The 16,683-nt window shown below is 59.7% G+C and carries 18 protein-coding genes and 1 pseudogene; 13 read left to right on the top strand and 6 right to left on the bottom strand.

What is annotated here, in order from left to right; translation table 11 throughout:
* From RTX98_RS06305 to RTX98_RS06285, 5 genes are all read left to right on the top strand, one after another.
* A partial coding sequence (locus tag RTX98_RS06305; protein WP_312795376.1) for an ABC transporter permease occupies nucleotides 1-389 on the top strand: 389 nt, incomplete at its 5' end.
* On the top strand, nucleotides 386-1,204 hold the full coding sequence (locus RTX98_RS06300) for an ABC transporter permease (protein WP_312795375.1): 819 nt from the start codon (nucleotides 386-388) through the stop codon (nucleotides 1,202-1,204). The genes RTX98_RS06305 and RTX98_RS06300, both read left to right, overlap by 4 nt.
* Nucleotides 1,201-1,965: an ABC transporter ATP-binding protein gene (locus tag RTX98_RS06295; RefSeq protein WP_312795374.1), complete on the top strand. Its 765-nt coding sequence runs from the start codon at nucleotides 1,201-1,203 to the stop codon at nucleotides 1,963-1,965. Before RTX98_RS06300 ends, RTX98_RS06295 begins: the two co-directional genes overlap by 4 nt.
* A complete protein-coding gene (locus RTX98_RS06290; protein WP_312795373.1) occupies nucleotides 1,965-2,735 on the top strand; it encodes an ABC transporter ATP-binding protein in 771 nt (256 codons plus the stop codon). Before RTX98_RS06295 ends, RTX98_RS06290 begins: the two co-directional genes overlap by 1 nt.
* A gap of 281 nt (nucleotides 2,736-3,016) precedes the next feature.
* Nucleotides 3,017-3,685, top strand: a complete 669-nt coding sequence (locus RTX98_RS06285) for a carbonic anhydrase (RefSeq protein WP_312795372.1) — start codon at nucleotides 3,017-3,019, stop codon at nucleotides 3,683-3,685.
* A gap of 50 nt (nucleotides 3,686-3,735) precedes the next feature.
* Here RTX98_RS06285 and RTX98_RS06280 read toward each other — a convergent pair whose 3' ends face one another.
* From RTX98_RS06280 to RTX98_RS06270, 3 genes and pseudogenes are all read right to left on the bottom strand, one after another.
* Entirely contained in the window at nucleotides 3,736-4,350 is a 615-nt protein-coding gene (locus tag RTX98_RS06280) for a YigZ family protein (protein ID WP_312795371.1), read from the bottom strand.
* 139 nt (nucleotides 4,351-4,489) lie between these two features.
* A pseudogene (locus RTX98_RS06275) lies at nucleotides 4,490-4,609 on the bottom strand (RpiB/LacA/LacB family sugar-phosphate isomerase); the annotation flags it as partial.
* 47 nt (nucleotides 4,610-4,656) lie between these two features.
* Nucleotides 4,657-5,373, bottom strand: coding sequence for a FadR/GntR family transcriptional regulator (locus tag RTX98_RS06270; protein WP_312795370.1), 717 nt, complete (start codon nucleotides 5,371-5,373; stop codon nucleotides 4,657-4,659).
* A gap of 378 nt (nucleotides 5,374-5,751) precedes the next feature.
* On the opposite strand from RTX98_RS06270, the gene RTX98_RS06265 reads away from it, so the two are divergent.
* From RTX98_RS06265 to RTX98_RS06255, 3 genes are all read left to right on the top strand, one after another.
* The gene (locus RTX98_RS06265; protein ID WP_312795368.1) at nucleotides 5,752-6,015 is read left to right on the top strand and encodes a M20/M25/M40 family metallo-hydrolase; all 264 of its coding nucleotides are present in this window, start codon (nucleotides 5,752-5,754) and stop codon (nucleotides 6,013-6,015) included.
* Nucleotides 6,016-6,382: 367 nt separating this feature from the next.
* Nucleotides 6,383-7,096 (top strand): DUF3667 domain-containing protein, encoded by a 714-nt coding sequence (locus RTX98_RS06260; RefSeq protein ID WP_312795366.1) that lies wholly within the window; start codon nucleotides 6,383-6,385, stop codon nucleotides 7,094-7,096.
* 196 nt (nucleotides 7,097-7,292) lie between these two features.
* Complete coding sequence (locus RTX98_RS06255) at nucleotides 7,293-9,023, top strand: TPM domain-containing protein (protein ID WP_312795364.1); 1,731 nt, start codon at nucleotides 7,293-7,295, stop codon at nucleotides 9,021-9,023.
* A gap of 244 nt (nucleotides 9,024-9,267) precedes the next feature.
* Here RTX98_RS06255 and RTX98_RS06250 read toward each other — a convergent pair whose 3' ends face one another.
* From RTX98_RS06250 to RTX98_RS06240, 3 genes are all read right to left on the bottom strand, one after another.
* Nucleotides 9,268-10,167 (bottom strand): type 1 glutamine amidotransferase, encoded by a 900-nt coding sequence (locus RTX98_RS06250; RefSeq protein WP_312795362.1) that lies wholly within the window; start codon nucleotides 10,165-10,167, stop codon nucleotides 9,268-9,270.
* A 57-nt stretch (nucleotides 10,168-10,224) separates the two neighbouring features.
* Nucleotides 10,225-11,076, bottom strand: a complete 852-nt coding sequence (locus RTX98_RS06245; RefSeq protein ID WP_312795361.1) for a sensor domain-containing diguanylate cyclase — start codon at nucleotides 11,074-11,076, stop codon at nucleotides 10,225-10,227.
* A gap of 252 nt (nucleotides 11,077-11,328) precedes the next feature.
* The gene (locus RTX98_RS06240) at nucleotides 11,329-11,844 is read right to left on the bottom strand and encodes a MarR family winged helix-turn-helix transcriptional regulator (protein ID WP_312795360.1); all 516 of its coding nucleotides are present in this window, start codon (nucleotides 11,842-11,844) and stop codon (nucleotides 11,329-11,331) included.
* A 179-nt stretch (nucleotides 11,845-12,023) separates the two neighbouring features.
* Between RTX98_RS06240 and RTX98_RS06235 the strand changes: the two genes are divergently transcribed.
* Genes RTX98_RS06235 through RTX98_RS06215 form a run of 5 tightly spaced genes read left to right on the top strand, consistent with a single transcriptional unit; the run spans nucleotide 12,024 to nucleotide 16,627 of the window.
* Nucleotides 12,024-13,049, top strand: coding sequence for an ABC transporter substrate-binding protein (locus RTX98_RS06235; RefSeq protein ID WP_312795359.1), 1,026 nt, complete (start codon nucleotides 12,024-12,026; stop codon nucleotides 13,047-13,049).
* A gap of 42 nt (nucleotides 13,050-13,091) precedes the next feature.
* Nucleotides 13,092-14,159: an ABC transporter ATP-binding protein gene (locus RTX98_RS06230; RefSeq protein ID WP_312795358.1), complete on the top strand. Its 1,068-nt coding sequence runs from the start codon at nucleotides 13,092-13,094 to the stop codon at nucleotides 14,157-14,159.
* Nucleotides 14,156-15,007: an ABC transporter permease gene (locus RTX98_RS06225; RefSeq protein WP_312795356.1), complete on the top strand. Its 852-nt coding sequence runs from the start codon at nucleotides 14,156-14,158 to the stop codon at nucleotides 15,005-15,007. The genes RTX98_RS06230 and RTX98_RS06225 overlap by 4 nt, the downstream gene beginning before the upstream one ends.
* Complete coding sequence (locus RTX98_RS06220; protein ID WP_312795355.1) at nucleotides 15,004-15,792, top strand: ABC transporter permease; 789 nt, start codon at nucleotides 15,004-15,006, stop codon at nucleotides 15,790-15,792. The genes RTX98_RS06225 and RTX98_RS06220 overlap by 4 nt, the downstream gene beginning before the upstream one ends.
* A 10-nt stretch (nucleotides 15,793-15,802) precedes the next feature.
* The gene (locus tag RTX98_RS06215; RefSeq protein WP_312795354.1) at nucleotides 15,803-16,627 is read left to right on the top strand and encodes a polysaccharide deacetylase; all 825 of its coding nucleotides are present in this window, start codon (nucleotides 15,803-15,805) and stop codon (nucleotides 16,625-16,627) included.
* The last annotated feature ends 56 nt before the right edge of the window (nucleotides 16,628-16,683 follow it).

Here is a 16,683-nt window from a genome sequence, read left to right as displayed (position 1 = left end):
TGATCTATCTCGCTTTGTACCTGCGCATGATGCGGGCCGGCATGACTGAAGTCTGGCGAACCGACTATGTACTTGCCGCGCGCGCTCGGGGCATTCCGCGCCGACGTATCGTCTTGCGCCATGTAGCACGAAACGCCCTGACGCCTTTGGTGACCATGCTCGGCGTGCAGTCTGCGGCGATGCTTGGCGGTAGCGTCGTGATCGAGAGCGTGTTTTCCATTCCCGGCCTCGGGCGTCTGGCGCAGGAAGCGGTCGCGGGACGCGATACGCCGCTGCTTCTCGGCATCATCCTGATCAGCGCCGTGGTCGTGATCCTCATCAATCTCGTCGTCGATCTTGCCTACGCCCTGCTCGATCCGCGGGTTGGTGCAAGCGAGGCGCAGTCATGACGCTGCTCCGCACGCCCACAGCCCTGCTCGGCATTGCAATCCTAGCTGTGCTGGCGCTCGTCGCCCTCTTGGCACCGCTACTCTTTCCTGCAGACCCTCTCTCAATTGCCGGACCTGCCTTGTTGCGACCCTTCCAGGACGCCAGCCTGCCGCTTGGAACAGACCGGCTTGGTCGTGATGTTCTGGCTGAACTCGTGCACGGGGCACGGACATCGCTGCTTGTTGGCCTCGCCGCTGCCGCGACCTCGATCGTAATTGGGTCCGTGGTCGGCACACTCGCCGGCTTCCTGGGCGGCATCCTCGATGAAGTCCTGATGCGCGTCGCCGACGCCTTCCAGACCGTACCCGGCTTTCTGCTGGCGCTTGCCTTCGTCAGCGTCGTGGGACCGTCGCTGCCAGTCGTCGTGTTCGCGATTGCACTTGGCGCATGGACCGGACCAGCGCGCGTGGCGCGCGCGGAAGTGCTTTCCATCCGCGAGCGCGATTATGTTGCCGGTGCGCGCGCTATCGGGATGCACCCCCTCAAGATCGCTTTCCGCGAGGTGTTGCCCAATGCACTTCCCGCCGTTCTGGCCCTGTCCTCGGTCATCGTCGCCGCTGCGGTTCTCACCGAGGCTGCCCTGTCCTTCCTCGGCCTGGGCGATCCAAATCGCATCACCTGGGGCGGCATGATTGCGGAAGGCCGGACGGTCCTGCGATCCGCACCTTACCTGTCGATTATCCCCGGCATCGCACTCGTGCTCACCGTGCTCGGCGTTTATCTGGCTGGTGAAGGCGTCGTTGAAGCCAGTGCGGCACGGAAGGTGCGCGCATGACCGTTCTTGCTCACCTCCAGGGTTTCGGCGTCGGCTATTCGCGCAAGCGCCAGGCAACGCCCGCTTTGGCCGACATCGACCTTGATCTTTTTGCTGGAGAGAAGCTCGCCATCATTGGGGAAAGCGGGTCCGGCAAGAGCACCATCGCCCTGGCTCTTGCTGGCCTTCTGGCACCTGAGGCGCGGGTGCAAGGCACGATCGAATGGCCGGGTTATTCCGATCGTCCGAGACCCGGCCGCGACATCGGCTTCGTCTTCCAAGACCCTGGCGGCAGCCTCAATCCCGTTGTGACCGTTGGCAGCACAATCGTGGAAGTGGCTCAGGTTAATCTGGGTTTAGACCGAGGTGCCGCGATCCAAGCAGCGCATGAGCTCATTGCACGCGTGCGCCTGCCCGATCCCGAACGCATTGCGCGCTCTTACCCGCATCAGCTATCCGGCGGACAACGCCAGCGCGTGGCGATCGCAGCAGCCATTGCAGGCCGTCCTTCGCTTCTGATTGCCGACGAAGCGACCAGCGCGCTCGACACGATCGTTCAAGCGGAGATCGTTGCGCTGATCCGCTCGCTTGTGGACACTGACGGCATGACGCTCATCTTCATCAGCCACGACATCGCCCTTGCGGCATCCTTGGCCGATCGCATTGCCGTCTTCCGTTCAGGGCGGCTTGTCGAAGTCGGCGAAACCCAAACGATCATCCAGCAACCCACAGACGCCTATACGAAGCAGCTGCTCGAAGCGCATCTGGCGGTGGAGGCCTGATGCCGCTGCTTGAAGTGTCCGGCCTTTCGAAACGCTATCGTCGCGGCGACGCGTTCGTTTCGGCGGCCGACGATGTCACCTTCTCCATCGAACCTGCTGAAACCTTTGCGATGGTGGGACCATCCGGCAGCGGCAAGTCGACGATTGCGCGTTTGGTGTCACGCCTGATCGAGCCGGATGCCGGCACGATCCTGTTTGAGGGAACAGACCTGCGCGCCCTTAAACCATCTGCCTTGCGCGCGATGCGAGGCCGGCTGCAAATCGTGTTTCAGGATCCGCTTGCCGCCTTCAACCCGCACGCCACGGTCGGGCGCGTGATCGAGGATCCGCTGAAGATCCACACACGCTTCAGCCGCGGCGAACGACGCTCCCGCGTCGCAAGCCTGCTGGAGCGGGTGCGCCTCGATCCCGCCCTCGCCTCCCGGCCGATCCACGAAATCTCGGGCGGGCAGCGGCAAAGGGTGGCGATCGCCCGGGCGCTCGCAAGTTCTCCAACTCTGATCGTCCTGGATGAAGCCGTTTCCGCACTCGACGTTTCCGTGCGCGCCGAGATCCTGCAGCTGCTGAAGCGCATCCAGCGCGAAACGCGTGTCGCCTACCTCTTCATCACGCACGACCTCGGCGTCGTTCGTGCCATGGCGGATCGCGTCGCAGTTCTAGACGGCGGTCGTATCGTGGAAATCGGCCTCGCCTCAGAGGTCGTCAGCAACCCGCAATCCGAAATCGGAAAGGCGCTCGTCGCAGCGGCGCCGCGCCTGCCGCGCAGCTGAGCCGTCGAGAAGAAAGAAAAACAGGTGCAGCACAGACGGGATAGAGGCTCGTCTACCAATACGTTGATGTCAGAACGGGAAATCGGAAAAATCGTCCTGTTCCCCAGTACCGTCGTGTCCGATTGACATGCGCTGCACCTGCAAAGCCATAATGCGCAAACACTGCAGCAGTTCCCACTCGTCAAACGCCACTGGCCGCGAGAGAGCATCGGGTTGCCGCTCTAGCGAAACATGCTAGATCAAAACCTCTGTTTCATGTGTTTGGTTAAGGAGGCAGCGCGATGACGTTTCCAGACCGCTTACGCGCCGGCTACGACTCCTTCTTGCAAGGGCGCTTCGTCGGCGAGCAATCCCGCTACCAGTCGCTGGCTGAAGCCGGACAGAAGCCGGAAATCCTGATGTTCGGTTGCATCGATTCGCGCGTGTCGCCAGAGGTCATCTTCGACGCCGCCCCCGGCGAAATGCTGGTTGTGCGCAACGTCGCCAATATCGTGCCGCCCTATGAGCCGGACCGCGAGTTCCAGCATGGCACCAGTGCCGCGCTTGAGTTCGGCGTGCAGGCACTACGGGTCAAGCATATCGTCGTGCTTGGCCATGCCAGCTGCGGCGGCATTCGGGCCTTTGCCGACGAGCAGGAACCGTTGTCACCCGGTGACTTCATTGGACGCTGGATGTCTCAGATCCAGCCGGCCGCTGAAAGCCTCGAGCCACGCGACCATTCCGACCCCGACTATCTGCGGCGTCTTGAACTCGCGGCGGTTGAACTCAGCCTGCGTAACCTGATGACCTTTCCTTGCGTGCGCATCCTTGTTGAACGCGGCAAATTGCAGATCCACGGTGCCTATTTCGCCGTCGCAACTGGCCGTCTCCTGATCCGCGACTCGGAAACAGGCGAGTTCAAGCCAGCCGCGGAAGGCGGTGCCCTGAACAGCCTCAACGCAGCAGAATAGCCGTCCCAGGGCTGGATGGCTGCTGCGGCGCGCAAGACGCCCGGCTTCAGCTAAGTCCGTAGCGCTGAGGCGCCATCCGGCCAAGCCACAAGCGGCCGCCCACTCGTCAGATCAGACACAAGGTCAGAGACGAGCCCGGCTGCGCCCTTCTCGACCGATATCGCCATCTGAGCACCGTCTTCTGTGAAGGCTTGGTTCAGCGCTTGCACCTGCGGGAGCGCGCTCAATCTCGCATGAAGAAGCGGCGCATCACTGAACGTGCAGGCGAAGGTCCCAATTACAGTCTCGATGAACGGCGCTGTTTCCGCCTCGCGCAAACAGATGGCGGCTGTCCCGCCGTAAGCGCGCATCAGACCGCCGCTTCCAAGAAGAATGCCGCCGAACCAACGCGTAACAACGATCGCAACGCGATCGATCGCCTGCCCATCCAGTGCTTGCAGAATCGGCTTTCCAGCCGTGCCGGTTGGTTCGCCGTCATCATTGAAACGATAGGCCTGATCCACGCGCCATGCCCAGCAGTTGTGGTTGGCGGACGGGTCGGAATGCGCCGCAATGAACGCACGCGCTTCGGCTTCATCGGCAACCGAACCCGCAGTGGCCACGAAGCGGCTCTTCTTCACGATCTGCTCGCGCATGATGGTCTTGAGGATCAAACGCGTCGCCATACGAGCCTGCCAAATCTATACCAAGAGCGAATAGACTATCGCCTTCTGCTCGTAGCTTTGCCAACCCGCTCGAGAGAGTATGATCGAGCATCCAGGCATCAGGAGATTTGTGTCTGTGCTAATAAAGCTTGGCGCACCCGACGGGATCGGGATCGAAGCTGCCGATGTCGACGACCTCGTGGCCCAGTTCACGCAAAAAGGGTGCAACCTCCTGCTTGAGGTGAAATCCCGCGTGGTCGCTTCCAATGACAATGCGCATGTGAGTGTCCTTCATTCCAGATTTCATGTGGCTGCCGGCCACTTCGATCAGCCGAACGCTGCGCGGCGGCGGAAATCCGCGCCGATCTCGAAGTGACGGGCAAGCAGATCGTCCGCCTTCGGCGCATCGCGTGCGACAACGGCGTCATAGATCTTGCGATGGTGGTCGATCAGGAAGCTCTCGATCCCTTCGACCTGGATGATGCGTTCGCGGCGGTCGAGATGCGAGCGCATCATTAAAGCCGAGATTGACCCGTAAAGGCTCATCAATGTGGGCGAACCCGCCGCCTTGACGATCGCTTCGTGGAACTGGAAGTCCGCCAAGCCGCCCTGTTCGGGGTCGTTGATGGTTTCGATGATGACATGCAGGCGTTCGGCCAGCCTGTCGAAATCGCCTTGGCCCGCGCGGCGACAAGCCAGCCGGATGGCATGATGCTCGATCGCTACACGCGCCTCCATAATGTCGTCGATGACATCGGCCTGTTGAGCCAAGGCGAAGGTGAAGAATTCGCCGAGCGTCGATACATCCGGTTTCTTTACGATCGTCCCAACGCCATGGCGGATCTCTACCGCGCCAATCATCGCCAGCGCGCGCAAGGCTTCCCTCAAAACAGGGCGACCTACGCCGAGCAGGGTTGCAAGCTCGCGCTCTGGCAAAAGGCAGTCACCAGTCTTCAGATCGCCCGAAAGCAACTGCTCGCGGAGGAAGGATACGACCTTCTCGTAGCCGCCCTTGTTCTCAACAATTTCACGCCGTACTAGCATACGAAGAGCTCTTACCGTGGTAAGACCACTGGTAACACGTTTGGTTCAAACGTCAAGCGGGGTTTAAGGTACGTTAAAGCAGAAGCTTTCCGACAGACGCGCCAGAACCGGATCTCGCTCATGGGTGACATGCGAATATTGCCCGGTGTTTTTTTGGCTTCCGCTTTTGTGATGCGCGCCCTCGAAGCCGACCGTCTGCTTTCGGCCAAAGACTTCCGGGCCAAGTGCAGCAGTTCTCGCGCCCGGTCTGAAGCAGTTCAATTTAGTTCGAGATGATGCCTGTCTTGATACTCAGTTTTCCGCATCAACTAAATGATCGATCGAGGCAGCCTGGCTCTCAGGCGCTCAGTCCAGCAGCCCTGGCGCGTTCTTTAGGACATGCGCCCAGATCGCGTAGCCGGCTGGATTCATATGGATGAGGTCTGGCAAGAAGCCGAGACACAAGGCTACTCCTATCGGCGGATGGCGAGCGGCGCCTTGCACGATGCGGCTAAGGTGGCGAGAATCGCTCCAACAGCGATGATCTTCGTGCCATGTCGGGACGGCATCAGCCACAATGTCAGGGGATATACGTCGTCCGAACAGCTAGCGGCCGGCACAAATGTGCTCTTGCATGAACTCTTGAATTTGGCCGGATATTAGAATAAGCAAGCAGCCATCCAAGTATCTAATGGTCTTAACAAGTAAATCGTTCAAAGATAAAAGGTTGAACATCGTTGCTTTGAAGCTAACCGGAACTTCGGTTATGCTCCATCTCTCAAGAGGCTGATCCTCAGCGCAGCGGTCGGAAGGGTACGAATTCCGACAATGCTGATTTTGAATCGTTGCAAGAGAACGGGTCTCGCGGACGGCGATGAAATCGTTCCTAAACTTGCCTTGTCGCCATTTTGCCGTAGGTTGCACAGCCCATCGTTTTGATGTCGCGTAGGATCAAGGAGGCAGGAAGTCGCGCCAGGCGGATCAGCTTACGACTGAGTTTTTCAAGGCACCGGTCTGTCGCAACTGCGGGGTGCCGCTGACCAGTCTCTATTGCGGTGCCTGCGGGCAAAAGCAGGCAGAGCGGTTTGGTTCATCCCATTTGCGCAAGGAAGCCTGGGAAAAGATCCGCTGGTTCGAAGGCGATATGCTGAAGGCCACGCTCAAGGTCGCACTTCGGCCTGGTACTGTGGCGCGCGAATTTGTGCTGGGCAAACGCCAAAGCCATACGCATCCGCTGAAGCTGCTGCTGGCTGCGATCGTGCTTCTTCTGATCGTCATTGCACAAACAGATTATCTGGGATCAAGCGACCAGACGCTGAGCAAGGCGATCGAACTCGTTCAAGCCTATTCCAAGTGGTCATTCTCGCTTGGCATCGTGGCGATCCTGATCGCGTCCAACGTGACGTTCTGGAGCCGCGGTGGCTTCAACGTCGTCGAACACCTGGTTCTGGCGACCTATACGCATTTCGTCATCATCTGCGCCAACATCATCAACCTCTCTCCACTGTTGATCCGCAGCAGTCCCGAACTTGTTCAGCAGCACCGCCACTATACGGGCATCTATATGGACTGGGTGGAGGCGGGCATTGTTTTCCTTTCTTTCGGCCAATTCTTCGCCATTGATTGGAAGCGTCAATGGTGGTGGCCCGCAATTGGAGCGGCCATCTTCTACATGACCAAGGAAGGGCTGCTTTATCTTTATGCGCGTGCCGTGATCCGCATCGTTCTCGCGCAACTCACCTAAACAAATGGCCCTGGCAGTTCTGAGGAAGGACAAATCCCCTATGAAAACTGTGCTCGCCGGCGCAACTCTCATTGCAACCACCGCCCTTTGTCCTGTCGCTCATGCTGCAGGCGGCGCAAGTCTCTGGCCGACAAAGCAAGACAAAGCGATTTGCGATCCCATCTTCGAAAAGTTGGAGAACAAGGAACGCGGTCAAATGGTTGCGCAGGCAGACACCACAACGGAAAAGCCGACGGCGCAAAGCGAGCCACAGGATCAGAAGCCCGATGAAGCCGAACTAGCAACGCAACTGAGTGCCATGCTGCAGGCCTGTTCCTACGACGGAAAGGCGGTTCAGGTCGATCCACGCAGCCTGAGAGAAGGTGGCGAACCGGCGGGGAGCGAAGCAGTCGAGACGATTATGCGCTTCACCGGTCTGCCTCAGAACTTCCGCATCATGGAAAGCGAGGTGCCGAATGCTGCGGCGATGATCGTGCTTGGACCAGATGGAGTGCCGCAGCGCGTGATCGCTTACAACAAGCGCTTCATGGAACAGGTGCGTGACGCCACGCAAAACAATGACTGGTCGCCGCTTTCCATTATGGCGCATGAGATCGGGCACCATCTCTCCGGCCACACCCTGGTTCCGGGAGGGAGCCAGCCGCCGATCGAACTGGAAGCCGACAAGTTCTCCGGCTTCGTGCTCTACAAGATGGGTGCGGCGCTGAACGATGCGCAGAAGGCTGTTGCAACGCTCGTCCCCGACGCAGACGGCCCGACGCATCCTGGCCGGGCAAAGCGCATGAGCGCCGTTAAAGCGGGTTGGCTAGACTCCTGCGAACAGCAGGATGGTGACTGCAAGAGCGGCGCGCCAGTCGCAACAGCAACGACGTCGAAGTTAAAAACGGAAGGCAGTCTAGCGCAGGTTGAACCGGCTCCCGCTCAATCGGCCCCTGCATCTGCGCCGCAGCAGCCGCAAAGGGCCATGATAGACGGCGTATCTGCGCCGATGCCGAAGATCCCGGGTCCGGCCGACATCATCATGCCGGATGAAAGCAAGCGCATTCAGCAGGCCGACGCCAAGCGGACCGTGCAGATCGATCGCCTTCCGAAACTCGACGCCGGAGCAACCCCCGGCAAGTTCGATCGCTTCATCTATGACGAGGTCGGTATTTTCAGTCCGACGATCCGCGACAGGCTATCCAAGCTCGCTTACGACTTTGCAGCTGCCGCAAACGTAGAGATCGTGACGATTGTTGCAAAGGACCTGCAAGGCCGTACTGCCGATCAATATGCGTTGGAAGCCATGCGGCAATTGCGCGTCGGCAAGCTGGAGGTCGGCAACGGCGCGGTGCTGGTTATTGCCCCCGAAGCCAAGCAGACCGGCGTTGCGCTGGGCGGTGGCCTGTTGCTGCTTTACGATGATGTCGAGCCGGTCCAGAAGTACCTTCAGGCTTACCTCGACCTGGTATCGGGTGGTGCAAAGCCGCAAGTGGCAAGCACAACGCTTGCGGAAGCCAATTACCGCATCATGCGCAACACCAAGGATCTGGAATGGTCGATCCGCTACAACAGCCTTGATGAAATGCAGGCAGCAAGCGAGCGGATGATCCGTGAAAACAGCGCGCCGAATGCACCTTCCAACCCAGCCAACACAACATCGCACAAACTTTTGCGTCTCGAAGGCACAATCATCTCCAAAGCTCCAGCGATGGACGATCCGGGTCTTGGCATCAACGAACCGAAGACACGCCATGTCGGACCGGCAATGCATGTACGCACGACCGATGGACGAGACGCCGTGCTTTACGTCAACGACAATGTGCCGGCCTTGATGCCAAGCGGGCTGGAGGAAGGCAAACGCTACAGCTTCGTTGCACGCGACAGCGTGCTGAAGGGCAACGTGCCTCAGCTTGATCTAATCAGCTATGATCTGCTTGATGAATGAAATGAAGGATGGCTTGTCGCTGCATGAAGAGCATACAACTCTTCAGGTCCTGAGTGCGGACGTCGGCACCAGCACGTCAGGGCACAAATCGAAGCGGGTGATTACTGGACCGTATGCCGCGCCGTATAAGCGGCATCGGAGTGCACGCAACGATAGGATAGTGACGCCCAAGAGGTGCTTCGTACCCGCCTACTCTGGCTATGAAGCGCTGACCTTCAACGAGCTACCAACGCGGCATCGCTCATCAGGATTGTGCCATTCTGCCAGCCCGCTCAGTTAAGAAGCTCAGAAAGTTTTGCAGTTCAATTGTTCGGCGATTGGCGTCGGTGGTCTCGTCGTCAAGACCGAGTTGCCAGGCTATGTCGCTGCGTTTTGGATCACGATCCAGGTCTTCCAACCGTCGGGCGTGCGCTTCTACGGCGTCTTCGTTGGACGCCAAACCCTCTTGGATCAGGTCGGAACTCTGCCTGCGCAGCGAGGCTGCCACCTCGCCGATCGAAATTTCAGGATGATACTGCACGCCCCAGAAGATACCGTTCCCATGCCGGATTTCCAGCGCCTCAATCGGCGTATGCCTGTTGCTTGCCAATAGCGTTGAACCCGGAGGCAGAGTTTCGACAACACTGGAATGCATCGCCGGCGCGTCGAAGACGAGGGGTCTGCCGGCCAGCATGGGGTGCGACAACCCCTCTTGGGTCATCGTGATGTCCCTCGCAAAACCCGCTTCCATGCCCTTCGAACGCGGCGCTGTCTTGCCTCCCGCGGCAACAGCCGCGATCTGTAGACCCGCGCAGGATCCAAACGACGGGGTGCCGGCTTCAAAGACTCTCTGCATGAAGGCTGCAGCGGCATGCGTTTCGGAGCTTTCATCATGCATCTGGATCGGCGATCCGGCAAAGAAGATTCCGTCGAACTGCCCGAGTTCATCGAGCGTCAGCGGATCGGATCCGTCTACGCAGGATACATGCTCGATTGCGGCACTTCCATCCAGGGATCGCAAGGTCTCCTCGTAGGTTTCATGCGAGGCAAAGCCCGCATACTTGCGCCGAGCCTCGCATTGCTCGGCAGTTTCAGTCGCGACGACAAGGAGACGAAGAGGCACGGTGATCCGATCCAGATGTTGGAGAGCGAGGTCAATCCTCAATAGTTGAGATCGTTCAAACACAAAGACGGGATGTTCCTAGTCGAACATCGGGTGCCGTCATCGTGCGCTGGGCGTTTTGTCGATATACATCTCGGCATCAGCCGTCGCTAACACCTCGTAAGCGTCATCACCCGGGTTCCAGACCGCCCCGCCTGCACTGATGGTGATGGGTTCGTTGTACTCAGCCAGAGGCGGGATGCTCTCGATTGTTTCACGCAGCCGAACCAGCCTATCATCCAGGGCGTTCCGTGTGGTTTCACGCAGCAGAAGATAGAACTCGTCACCGCCTACACGGGCGATCGTTTCATTCGACTTGAGGGCCTTCTGTAAAGATGCTCCCACGAGGCGGATGACATCGTCGCCAACACGGTGGCCAAGCGTATCGTTGATGCGTTTCAATCCGTTGAGATCAGCAACCACCATCGAGAAACTGCGGCCTGTGTAACCAGCCTCGGCACCCGCATCCGCGATCGCTTCGTCAAACGCCCGCCTGTTCGCCAGCCCGGTCAAAGCGTCGGTGAAAGCGAACTCCTTCATCTCGAATTGAACGCGTTTGATCGCCGTAATATTCTGCGAGATGGCCATGATCCGGCAAACGTTGCCTGCTGGATCCAGGCATGGGGACAAGGTCGTGCGATACCATTGCTCATCCGACACCAGGGAGCCCAGCTCCTCGAACTGAAAGGCTTTCCTCGTACGCACGCATTTCGTGTAGCGTTCAACGAGTATGTGCGCCATTGCCGGTTCGAAACACTCTTCGAACAGGCGTCCTGCAAACGATGCGCTTAGGCTTCCGGTTTCACGCTCGGCAGCCGCGTTCATCCCAAAGATGCGGAATTTGGCCCGATCTTCTACGTCAACGACGAAGACGGAAACGTCGAGTGCATTCAGATCGAAGCTCAGTTCCATATGGATTGTCCCTGCGAGTACGCTGCCCTAGCGGCATTGAGATGCAATGACGGGCGAGCTCTTCGCGGATAGAACGGGCCCGGCCGTCAAAGGTTGGGACGTTTGTGAACCTTGTCTCTAGATACTTCACGGATCATGAACTAGCTTCCGGGGCCGCGCAGCGGAATGTCAGCCTTAGCTGGATGTTACCCGATAGCTGAAGGCCTGCTTACGCCAATGCCGACCGCGCACTCCAAACAACAAAGATTGTCTTCATCTTTCCGCGACGGTGATCATCAATCCAAGCGCACGTGCTATCGTTTCCTTGACGTCGTCCGGCAAGCACTCGATGAGATCGCGCTCTACCGCAGCGTGGTCAGCCATGCTGGCGTCAGCGATGGCGACCCCTTGCTCGGTTAATTCTACAATCACGCCGCGCCCATCGCGCTTGTCGGCGGCGCGGGTGATGTAGCCGTCGGCTTCCATGCGACGCAGCAGGTTTGACAAGCCGCCCGACGTGACCAGGAGGGTGGACAGCAGTTCGGTTGGCGACATTCGATAGGGCGACCCAGAAACGCGGATGGTGGCGAGGACAGCATAGACCGGGTACTTAACGCCGTGCTTCGCCAGCGCCTTGTCAACGGCACGCATGACGATGTCGTTGAGGTGCCGGATGCGTCCGACGACAGCCTTTCCGCTGACGTCAATATCGGGCCGCGCACGTCGCCATTTTTCCATGCCGCGTCCAACGCGGTCGAGTTCCCAATAGCGAAGAACCGGCTCGTCCAAGTTCGCTCTCTCCTTTGTAGCGAACGGTCTACCTGAAGCACGTTGCGACAAACAAGCCGCAAGCTAAGAAAGATTACCTTTGATTTTTCTTTCTTGAAAGACAATTTCGCGGGTGTTAGCGTCTACCTCAATGGCATCCGCAGAGATGCTCTGGGGTTGATGAAGAACGGGAGCTAACGATGGAACTGCGTACCAAGCTGCTTGCCGCCGCCGCCGTGCTGGCTGGCATTTCCGTATCGTCCGCACATGCGCAAGAGCTAGTGCTCGGTGAATTCGGAGGCTCCTTCGCTGACAATGTGAAGGCCTGTTACATCGATGTCTTCGAGAAGGAGACAGGTGCAACCGTCGTCTCGAAACTGGCTAATTCCGCTCAGCATGCCGCAGCCGTGCGCGCGACAGCTGGCCAGTCCGACATGGACGTAGTCTTCGCCGATGACGCCTTTGCCGTCCAGATGGCGAACGAAGGCCTGCTCGTCCCGCTCAACCGCGCCAAGCTGACCAACGCGGCCGAGATCATCGATGGTGCCTGGGGCAAGGACGACGCCTATGTCGCCGCGATGATCGGTGCGACCACGATCATCTACAACAAGGAAAAGGTCACCACCCCGCCGACGTCTTGGAACGACCTGTTCGACCCGAAATACAAGGGCCGCGTGACGATCGGCGATATTTCGGGCACGACCGGCTGGCAGTTCCTGGCTGCCATGAACAAGCTCGCCGGCGGCAGCAACGATGACATCACGCCTGGCATCGAGAAGGTAAAGCCTCTCGCAAAGGATTCGGTGCTCCTTTACACGCAAGCCGACCAAGTCGTGTCGCTCTTCGAGCGCGGCGAAATCGACATCGCGGTCTGGTATCCGGATCGCGCTGGCGTCCAGTCGAAGAACGGCCTTCCGCTCGCCGCTGCCTACCCGATCGAAGGCGCTGTCGGCATACGCCCCGCGGTCATGATCCCTAAGGGCACGCAGAACGAGGAGCTGGCGCTCAAGTTTATCGATACGGTACTCGACGCTGACAACCAGAAGTGCTTTTCGGAGCGCCAGTTCATCGGTTCAGTCAACAAGAACGTCACGCTCTCGGACGAAGTCTCGGCAATAGTCCCGTCGGGCGAGGCTTTGGAGAAGATGCTGTTCCTCGATCCGAGCGAAATGGCGGCCAAGCTGCCGGAATGGACGCGACGCTGGCAGCGTGAAGTCTTGCGCTGATCAGACAAGGAGAACCCCGCACCGACTCCCAAGGAAGTCGACATGAGCGATCTCGCCCTAGATCACGTCGTCAAGCGCTACGGTGGGCTCACTGTGGTCAAGGACGTTTCCCTGGCCATCGCCGAGGGTGAGTTCGTTTCGCTACTTGGTCCCTCTGGCTGCGGCAAGACGACAATACTGCGCATGGTCGCCGGCCTGATCGAGCCTTCTGATGGCACAATCCGCATCGGTACAGCCGAGGTCACGCGGCTGCCGCCCAACAAGCGCAATATCGGGCTGGTCTTCCAGTCCTATGCACTGTTCCCGCACATGACAGTTTTCGAGAACGTCGCCTTTGGCCTTCGCCGCAAGGGGCAAAGCGGTGCGACGCTGGAAACGCGGGTCAACGAGGCATTGTCCATGGTCAGGCTTGCCGGCTATGCCGATCGCTATCCGCGCCAGCTTTCGGGTGGCCAGCAGCAGCGTATCGCCATAGCTCGTGCGATCGCGCCGCGCCCGAGCGTGCTTTTGTTTGACGAGCCGCTTTCCAACCTCGACGCCAAACTGCGCGACGAAATGCAGATTGAGCTGAAGCGCCTGCAGCGCGAGCTCGGCATCACCACGCTGTTCGTCACTCACGACCAGAGCGAAGCGCTTAGTCTGTCAGACCGCGTCTGCGTCATGAACGACGGCGTGATCCAACAATTCGCGGCACCAGAGGACATCTACCGCCGCCCAGCGACCGCTTTCGTTGCAAGCTTCATCGGCAAGCCGAACCGCCTCAAGGCGACCGTTAAGGCTGACAGGCTGGTGTTGGGCGAGGGACTTGAGCTCAGTACTGAAAGCACGCTCGCGGCGGATGGCGAATCCGTCGACGTCTTTATCCGGCAGGAAGCGATTTCGCTGACGCCGTCGGGCGCCGGCGACGCAAACCGCATTCCCGGCACCGTCGCGCTGCGCTCCTTCTCCGGCCCGCAGGTCCAATACGTCATCCGCATCGCCGGCGATCATGAGCTGGTCGTAGAGGCTGCGTCGTCGGGTCCCGCGAGCCACCTCGAACAGGCACAGCCGGTGACGCTCGAAGTGCGGCCGCAGGATGTGTTGGTGATCGCGCAAGGCGCTCACGCATGAGGCAGCTGCGCATCGGCCTGCTGCTGTTTTCGCCGCTGGCGCTGGTGCTGGTGGGCGCATTCGTGGTGCCGCTGATCCTGCTGGCCCCGACCAGCTTCCAGGAATATCAGCCGGGCGCCGGCATTGCCGCCGGCTCGTTCACGCTGGAAAACTACGTCCGCATCTTTGCCGACGATTATTACCGGGAAGTCGTGCTTCGCACACTCGGCCTCGGCATTGCCGTGACCCTCGCCTGTTTGTTGCTCGGTTATCCGGTGGCTTATCTCATCGTGCGCGGCGATCCGCGCTGGCGCCTGCCGCTGACGCTTCTCGTCATCTTTCCGCTGATGCTGAACCTCGTGGTTCGCTCCTTCGGCTGGATCGTACTTTTGACCAATCGCGGCGTGGTCAACAACATGCTGATGGATCTCGGTTTGATCAAGGCGCCGTTAAAGCTGATGTTCAACCTGACCGGCGTGATGATCGGGCTGACCCATATCTACCTTCCCTTCATGGTGCTGATGCTGGTGGCCGCGCTCCAGAACGTGCCGCGCGATGTGGAATCCGCCGCAGCCACTCTGGGCTCCAGCCGTTTCCACGTTTTCCGCGCTGTGACGCTGCCACTGACGGCACCCGGCATCATCGCCGGTTCCATCCTGGTTTTCGTGCTGACCATCAGCGCGCTGGTGACGCCGCGCATGCTGGGCGGACCGACCTACCAAGTCATGGCGACCCTGATCTATGACGAATACATGCAGCTGCTCGACTGGCCGAGCGGGTCGGCTTTGTCCTTCTCGCTGGCGCTCGTCACCATCCTGATCATCTGGATTTCGAGCCGCATGACCAAGCGCTGGGCAGGTCTGGCATGAACGAGCAGCGCCCGGGCTTTTCCGTTTCAACTATCGCCCTTTTGGTCGTCATCTTTCTGCAGATCCCGGTGATCGTGGTCGTGCTCGCCTCGTTCAGCGAGACCTCCTACCTTACCATCCCGCCGCAGGGCTGGACGCTGAAATGGTATGAAGCCGTGTTCACCAGCTCGAATTACCTCAGCGCCATCCAGAACAGCCTAATCCTCGCGCTGGGCTCGACCGTGATCTCTCTTGTGCTGGGCGTCGCCGCCTCCTACGCACTCTTCCGCAAGATGCTGCCGGGCTCCGAGGCGTTGACCTCGCTGCTCATGTCGCCGCTGATCATCCCGTCGGTCGTCATAGGCGTGGCGCTGCTGCAATATTTCACGCTGGTGGGCCTGCGTGGCGGCTTCATCGTGCTGCTGCTCGCCCATGTGGTGATCACCCTGCCCTACATTGTGCGATCAGCCCTCGCCAGCCTTTCCGGCATCGACCTCTCGGTCGAGGAGGCGGCGCGGTGCCTGGGCGCCAACGGCTTCACCACGTTCCGGCTGGTGACGCTGCCGCTGATCAAGCCCGGCCTTGTCGCCGGCGCGCTGTTTTCCTTTGTCACCTCCATGGAGAACGTGCCGGTCACCATCTTTCTTGCCGGCCCGCGCCAGACCACGCTGCCGATCCTGATCTTCACCTCGGTGGAAATGGGCGTCGACCCGAGTGTGGCTGCAGTTTCCACCATCCTGATCATCGCGACCGTCGCGGTGCTGTTTCTTGCCGAACGCTGGACCAGCTTCCACCGCTTCGTTTGATCGGAACCTGATGATGCATCTCACGAGCCGGGGCTTTCCCCTTTTCCTGACCTTCGACCTCGACGCCGAAACGATGTGGACGGCGCGCGACCCGGACTATGCCAAACGGCCGATCCTGATGTCGCAGGGCGCCTATGGCTGGAAGGTCGGCACCGACCGCGTGCTCAACCTGCTTGCGCGCTACGGGATCAAGACGACCTTCTTCATCCCAGGCATCATCATCGACCAGCGCCCCGAACTGATGGAGCGCATCCTGGAAGGCGGCCACGAGATCGCCCATCACAGCTACACCCATTCCTGGATCCTGGGCCTGACGCCCGAACAGGAACGCGAGGAAATGGAAAAGGGCTTCCAGTCGATCAAGCGCGTTTCGGGCCGCGCGCCGCGCGGCTGGCGCTCGCCGGCAGCCGAAATCAGTGGCATCACCATGCCAATGCTGGTGGAATACGGATTCGATTATTCCTCAAACTTCTTTGACGACGACTCGCCCTATATCCACACTGTCGCGGGCAAGAAAACCAAGATCGTCGAACTGCCCTTCCGTTGGGTGCTCGATGACGCACCGTTCTTCCAGTATTCGATCGTTCTGCCCGGCCGCACCATGCAGGCGCCGTCGGCGCTGCTCGAAGCGTGGAAGGCCGAGTTCGACGTGCTTCATGCCGAAAAGCGCATGATGATGGTGGGCATGCATCCCGAAATGATCGGCCAGCCCTCGCGCATCGGCGTTCTGGAAGGGTTGATCAAGCACGCGCTGGATCATGGCGACGTCTGGATGGGACGCTGCGACGAGATGGTCGAGGCCATGCGTCCCGGGATCGAACAGGCCGGCCGGTGAGCACCGGCTTCAACGGTCGCCGCATCCTGGTGACGGGCGGCGCGCGCGGGATCGGC

It is taken from the genome of Tianweitania sp., from assembly GCF_032053605.1.
Lineage (GTDB): Bacteria > Pseudomonadota > Alphaproteobacteria > Rhizobiales > Rhizobiaceae > Tianweitania.
The sequence above is the reverse complement of the archived record's forward strand: the minus strand, read 5'-3'. Positions and strand labels throughout refer to the sequence as shown.

What these genes read in the sequence shown, in the direction of transcription:
- RTX98_RS06270 (WP_312795370.1), bottom strand. Translation starts at nt 5,373, where the DNA reads ATGCTAGTACGGCGTGAAATTGTTGAGAACAAGGGCGGCTACGAGAAG.
- RTX98_RS06225 (WP_312795356.1), top strand. Translation starts at nt 14,156, where the DNA reads ATGAGGCAGCTGCGCATCGGCCTGCTGCTGTTTTCGCCGCTGGCGCTG.
- RTX98_RS06265 (WP_312795368.1), top strand. Translation starts at nt 5,752, where the DNA reads ATGCGCCCAGATCGCGTAGCCGGCTGGATTCATATGGATGAGGTCTGG.
- RTX98_RS06280 (WP_312795371.1), bottom strand. Translation starts at nt 4,350, where the DNA reads ATGGCGACGCGTTTGATCCTCAAGACCATCATGCGCGAGCAGATCGTG.
- RTX98_RS06255 (WP_312795364.1), top strand. Translation starts at nt 7,293, where the DNA reads ATGGTTGCGCAGGCAGACACCACAACGGAAAAGCCGACGGCGCAAAGC.
- RTX98_RS06300 (WP_312795375.1), top strand. Translation starts at nt 386, where the DNA reads ATGACGCTGCTCCGCACGCCCACAGCCCTGCTCGGCATTGCAATCCTA.
- RTX98_RS06295 (WP_312795374.1), top strand. Translation starts at nt 1,201, where the DNA reads ATGACCGTTCTTGCTCACCTCCAGGGTTTCGGCGTCGGCTATTCGCGC.
- RTX98_RS06285 (WP_312795372.1), top strand. Translation starts at nt 3,017, where the DNA reads ATGACGTTTCCAGACCGCTTACGCGCCGGCTACGACTCCTTCTTGCAA.
- RTX98_RS06215 (WP_312795354.1), top strand. Translation starts at nt 15,803, where the DNA reads ATGATGCATCTCACGAGCCGGGGCTTTCCCCTTTTCCTGACCTTCGAC.
- RTX98_RS06230 (WP_312795358.1), top strand. Translation starts at nt 13,092, where the DNA reads ATGAGCGATCTCGCCCTAGATCACGTCGTCAAGCGCTACGGTGGGCTC.
- RTX98_RS06235 (WP_312795359.1), top strand. Translation starts at nt 12,024, where the DNA reads ATGGAACTGCGTACCAAGCTGCTTGCCGCCGCCGCCGTGCTGGCTGGC.
- RTX98_RS06220 (WP_312795355.1), top strand. Translation starts at nt 15,004, where the DNA reads ATGAACGAGCAGCGCCCGGGCTTTTCCGTTTCAACTATCGCCCTTTTG.
- RTX98_RS06245 (WP_312795361.1), bottom strand. Translation starts at nt 11,076, where the DNA reads ATGGAACTGAGCTTCGATCTGAATGCACTCGACGTTTCCGTCTTCGTC.
- RTX98_RS06290 (WP_312795373.1), top strand. Translation starts at nt 1,965, where the DNA reads ATGCCGCTGCTTGAAGTGTCCGGCCTTTCGAAACGCTATCGTCGCGGC.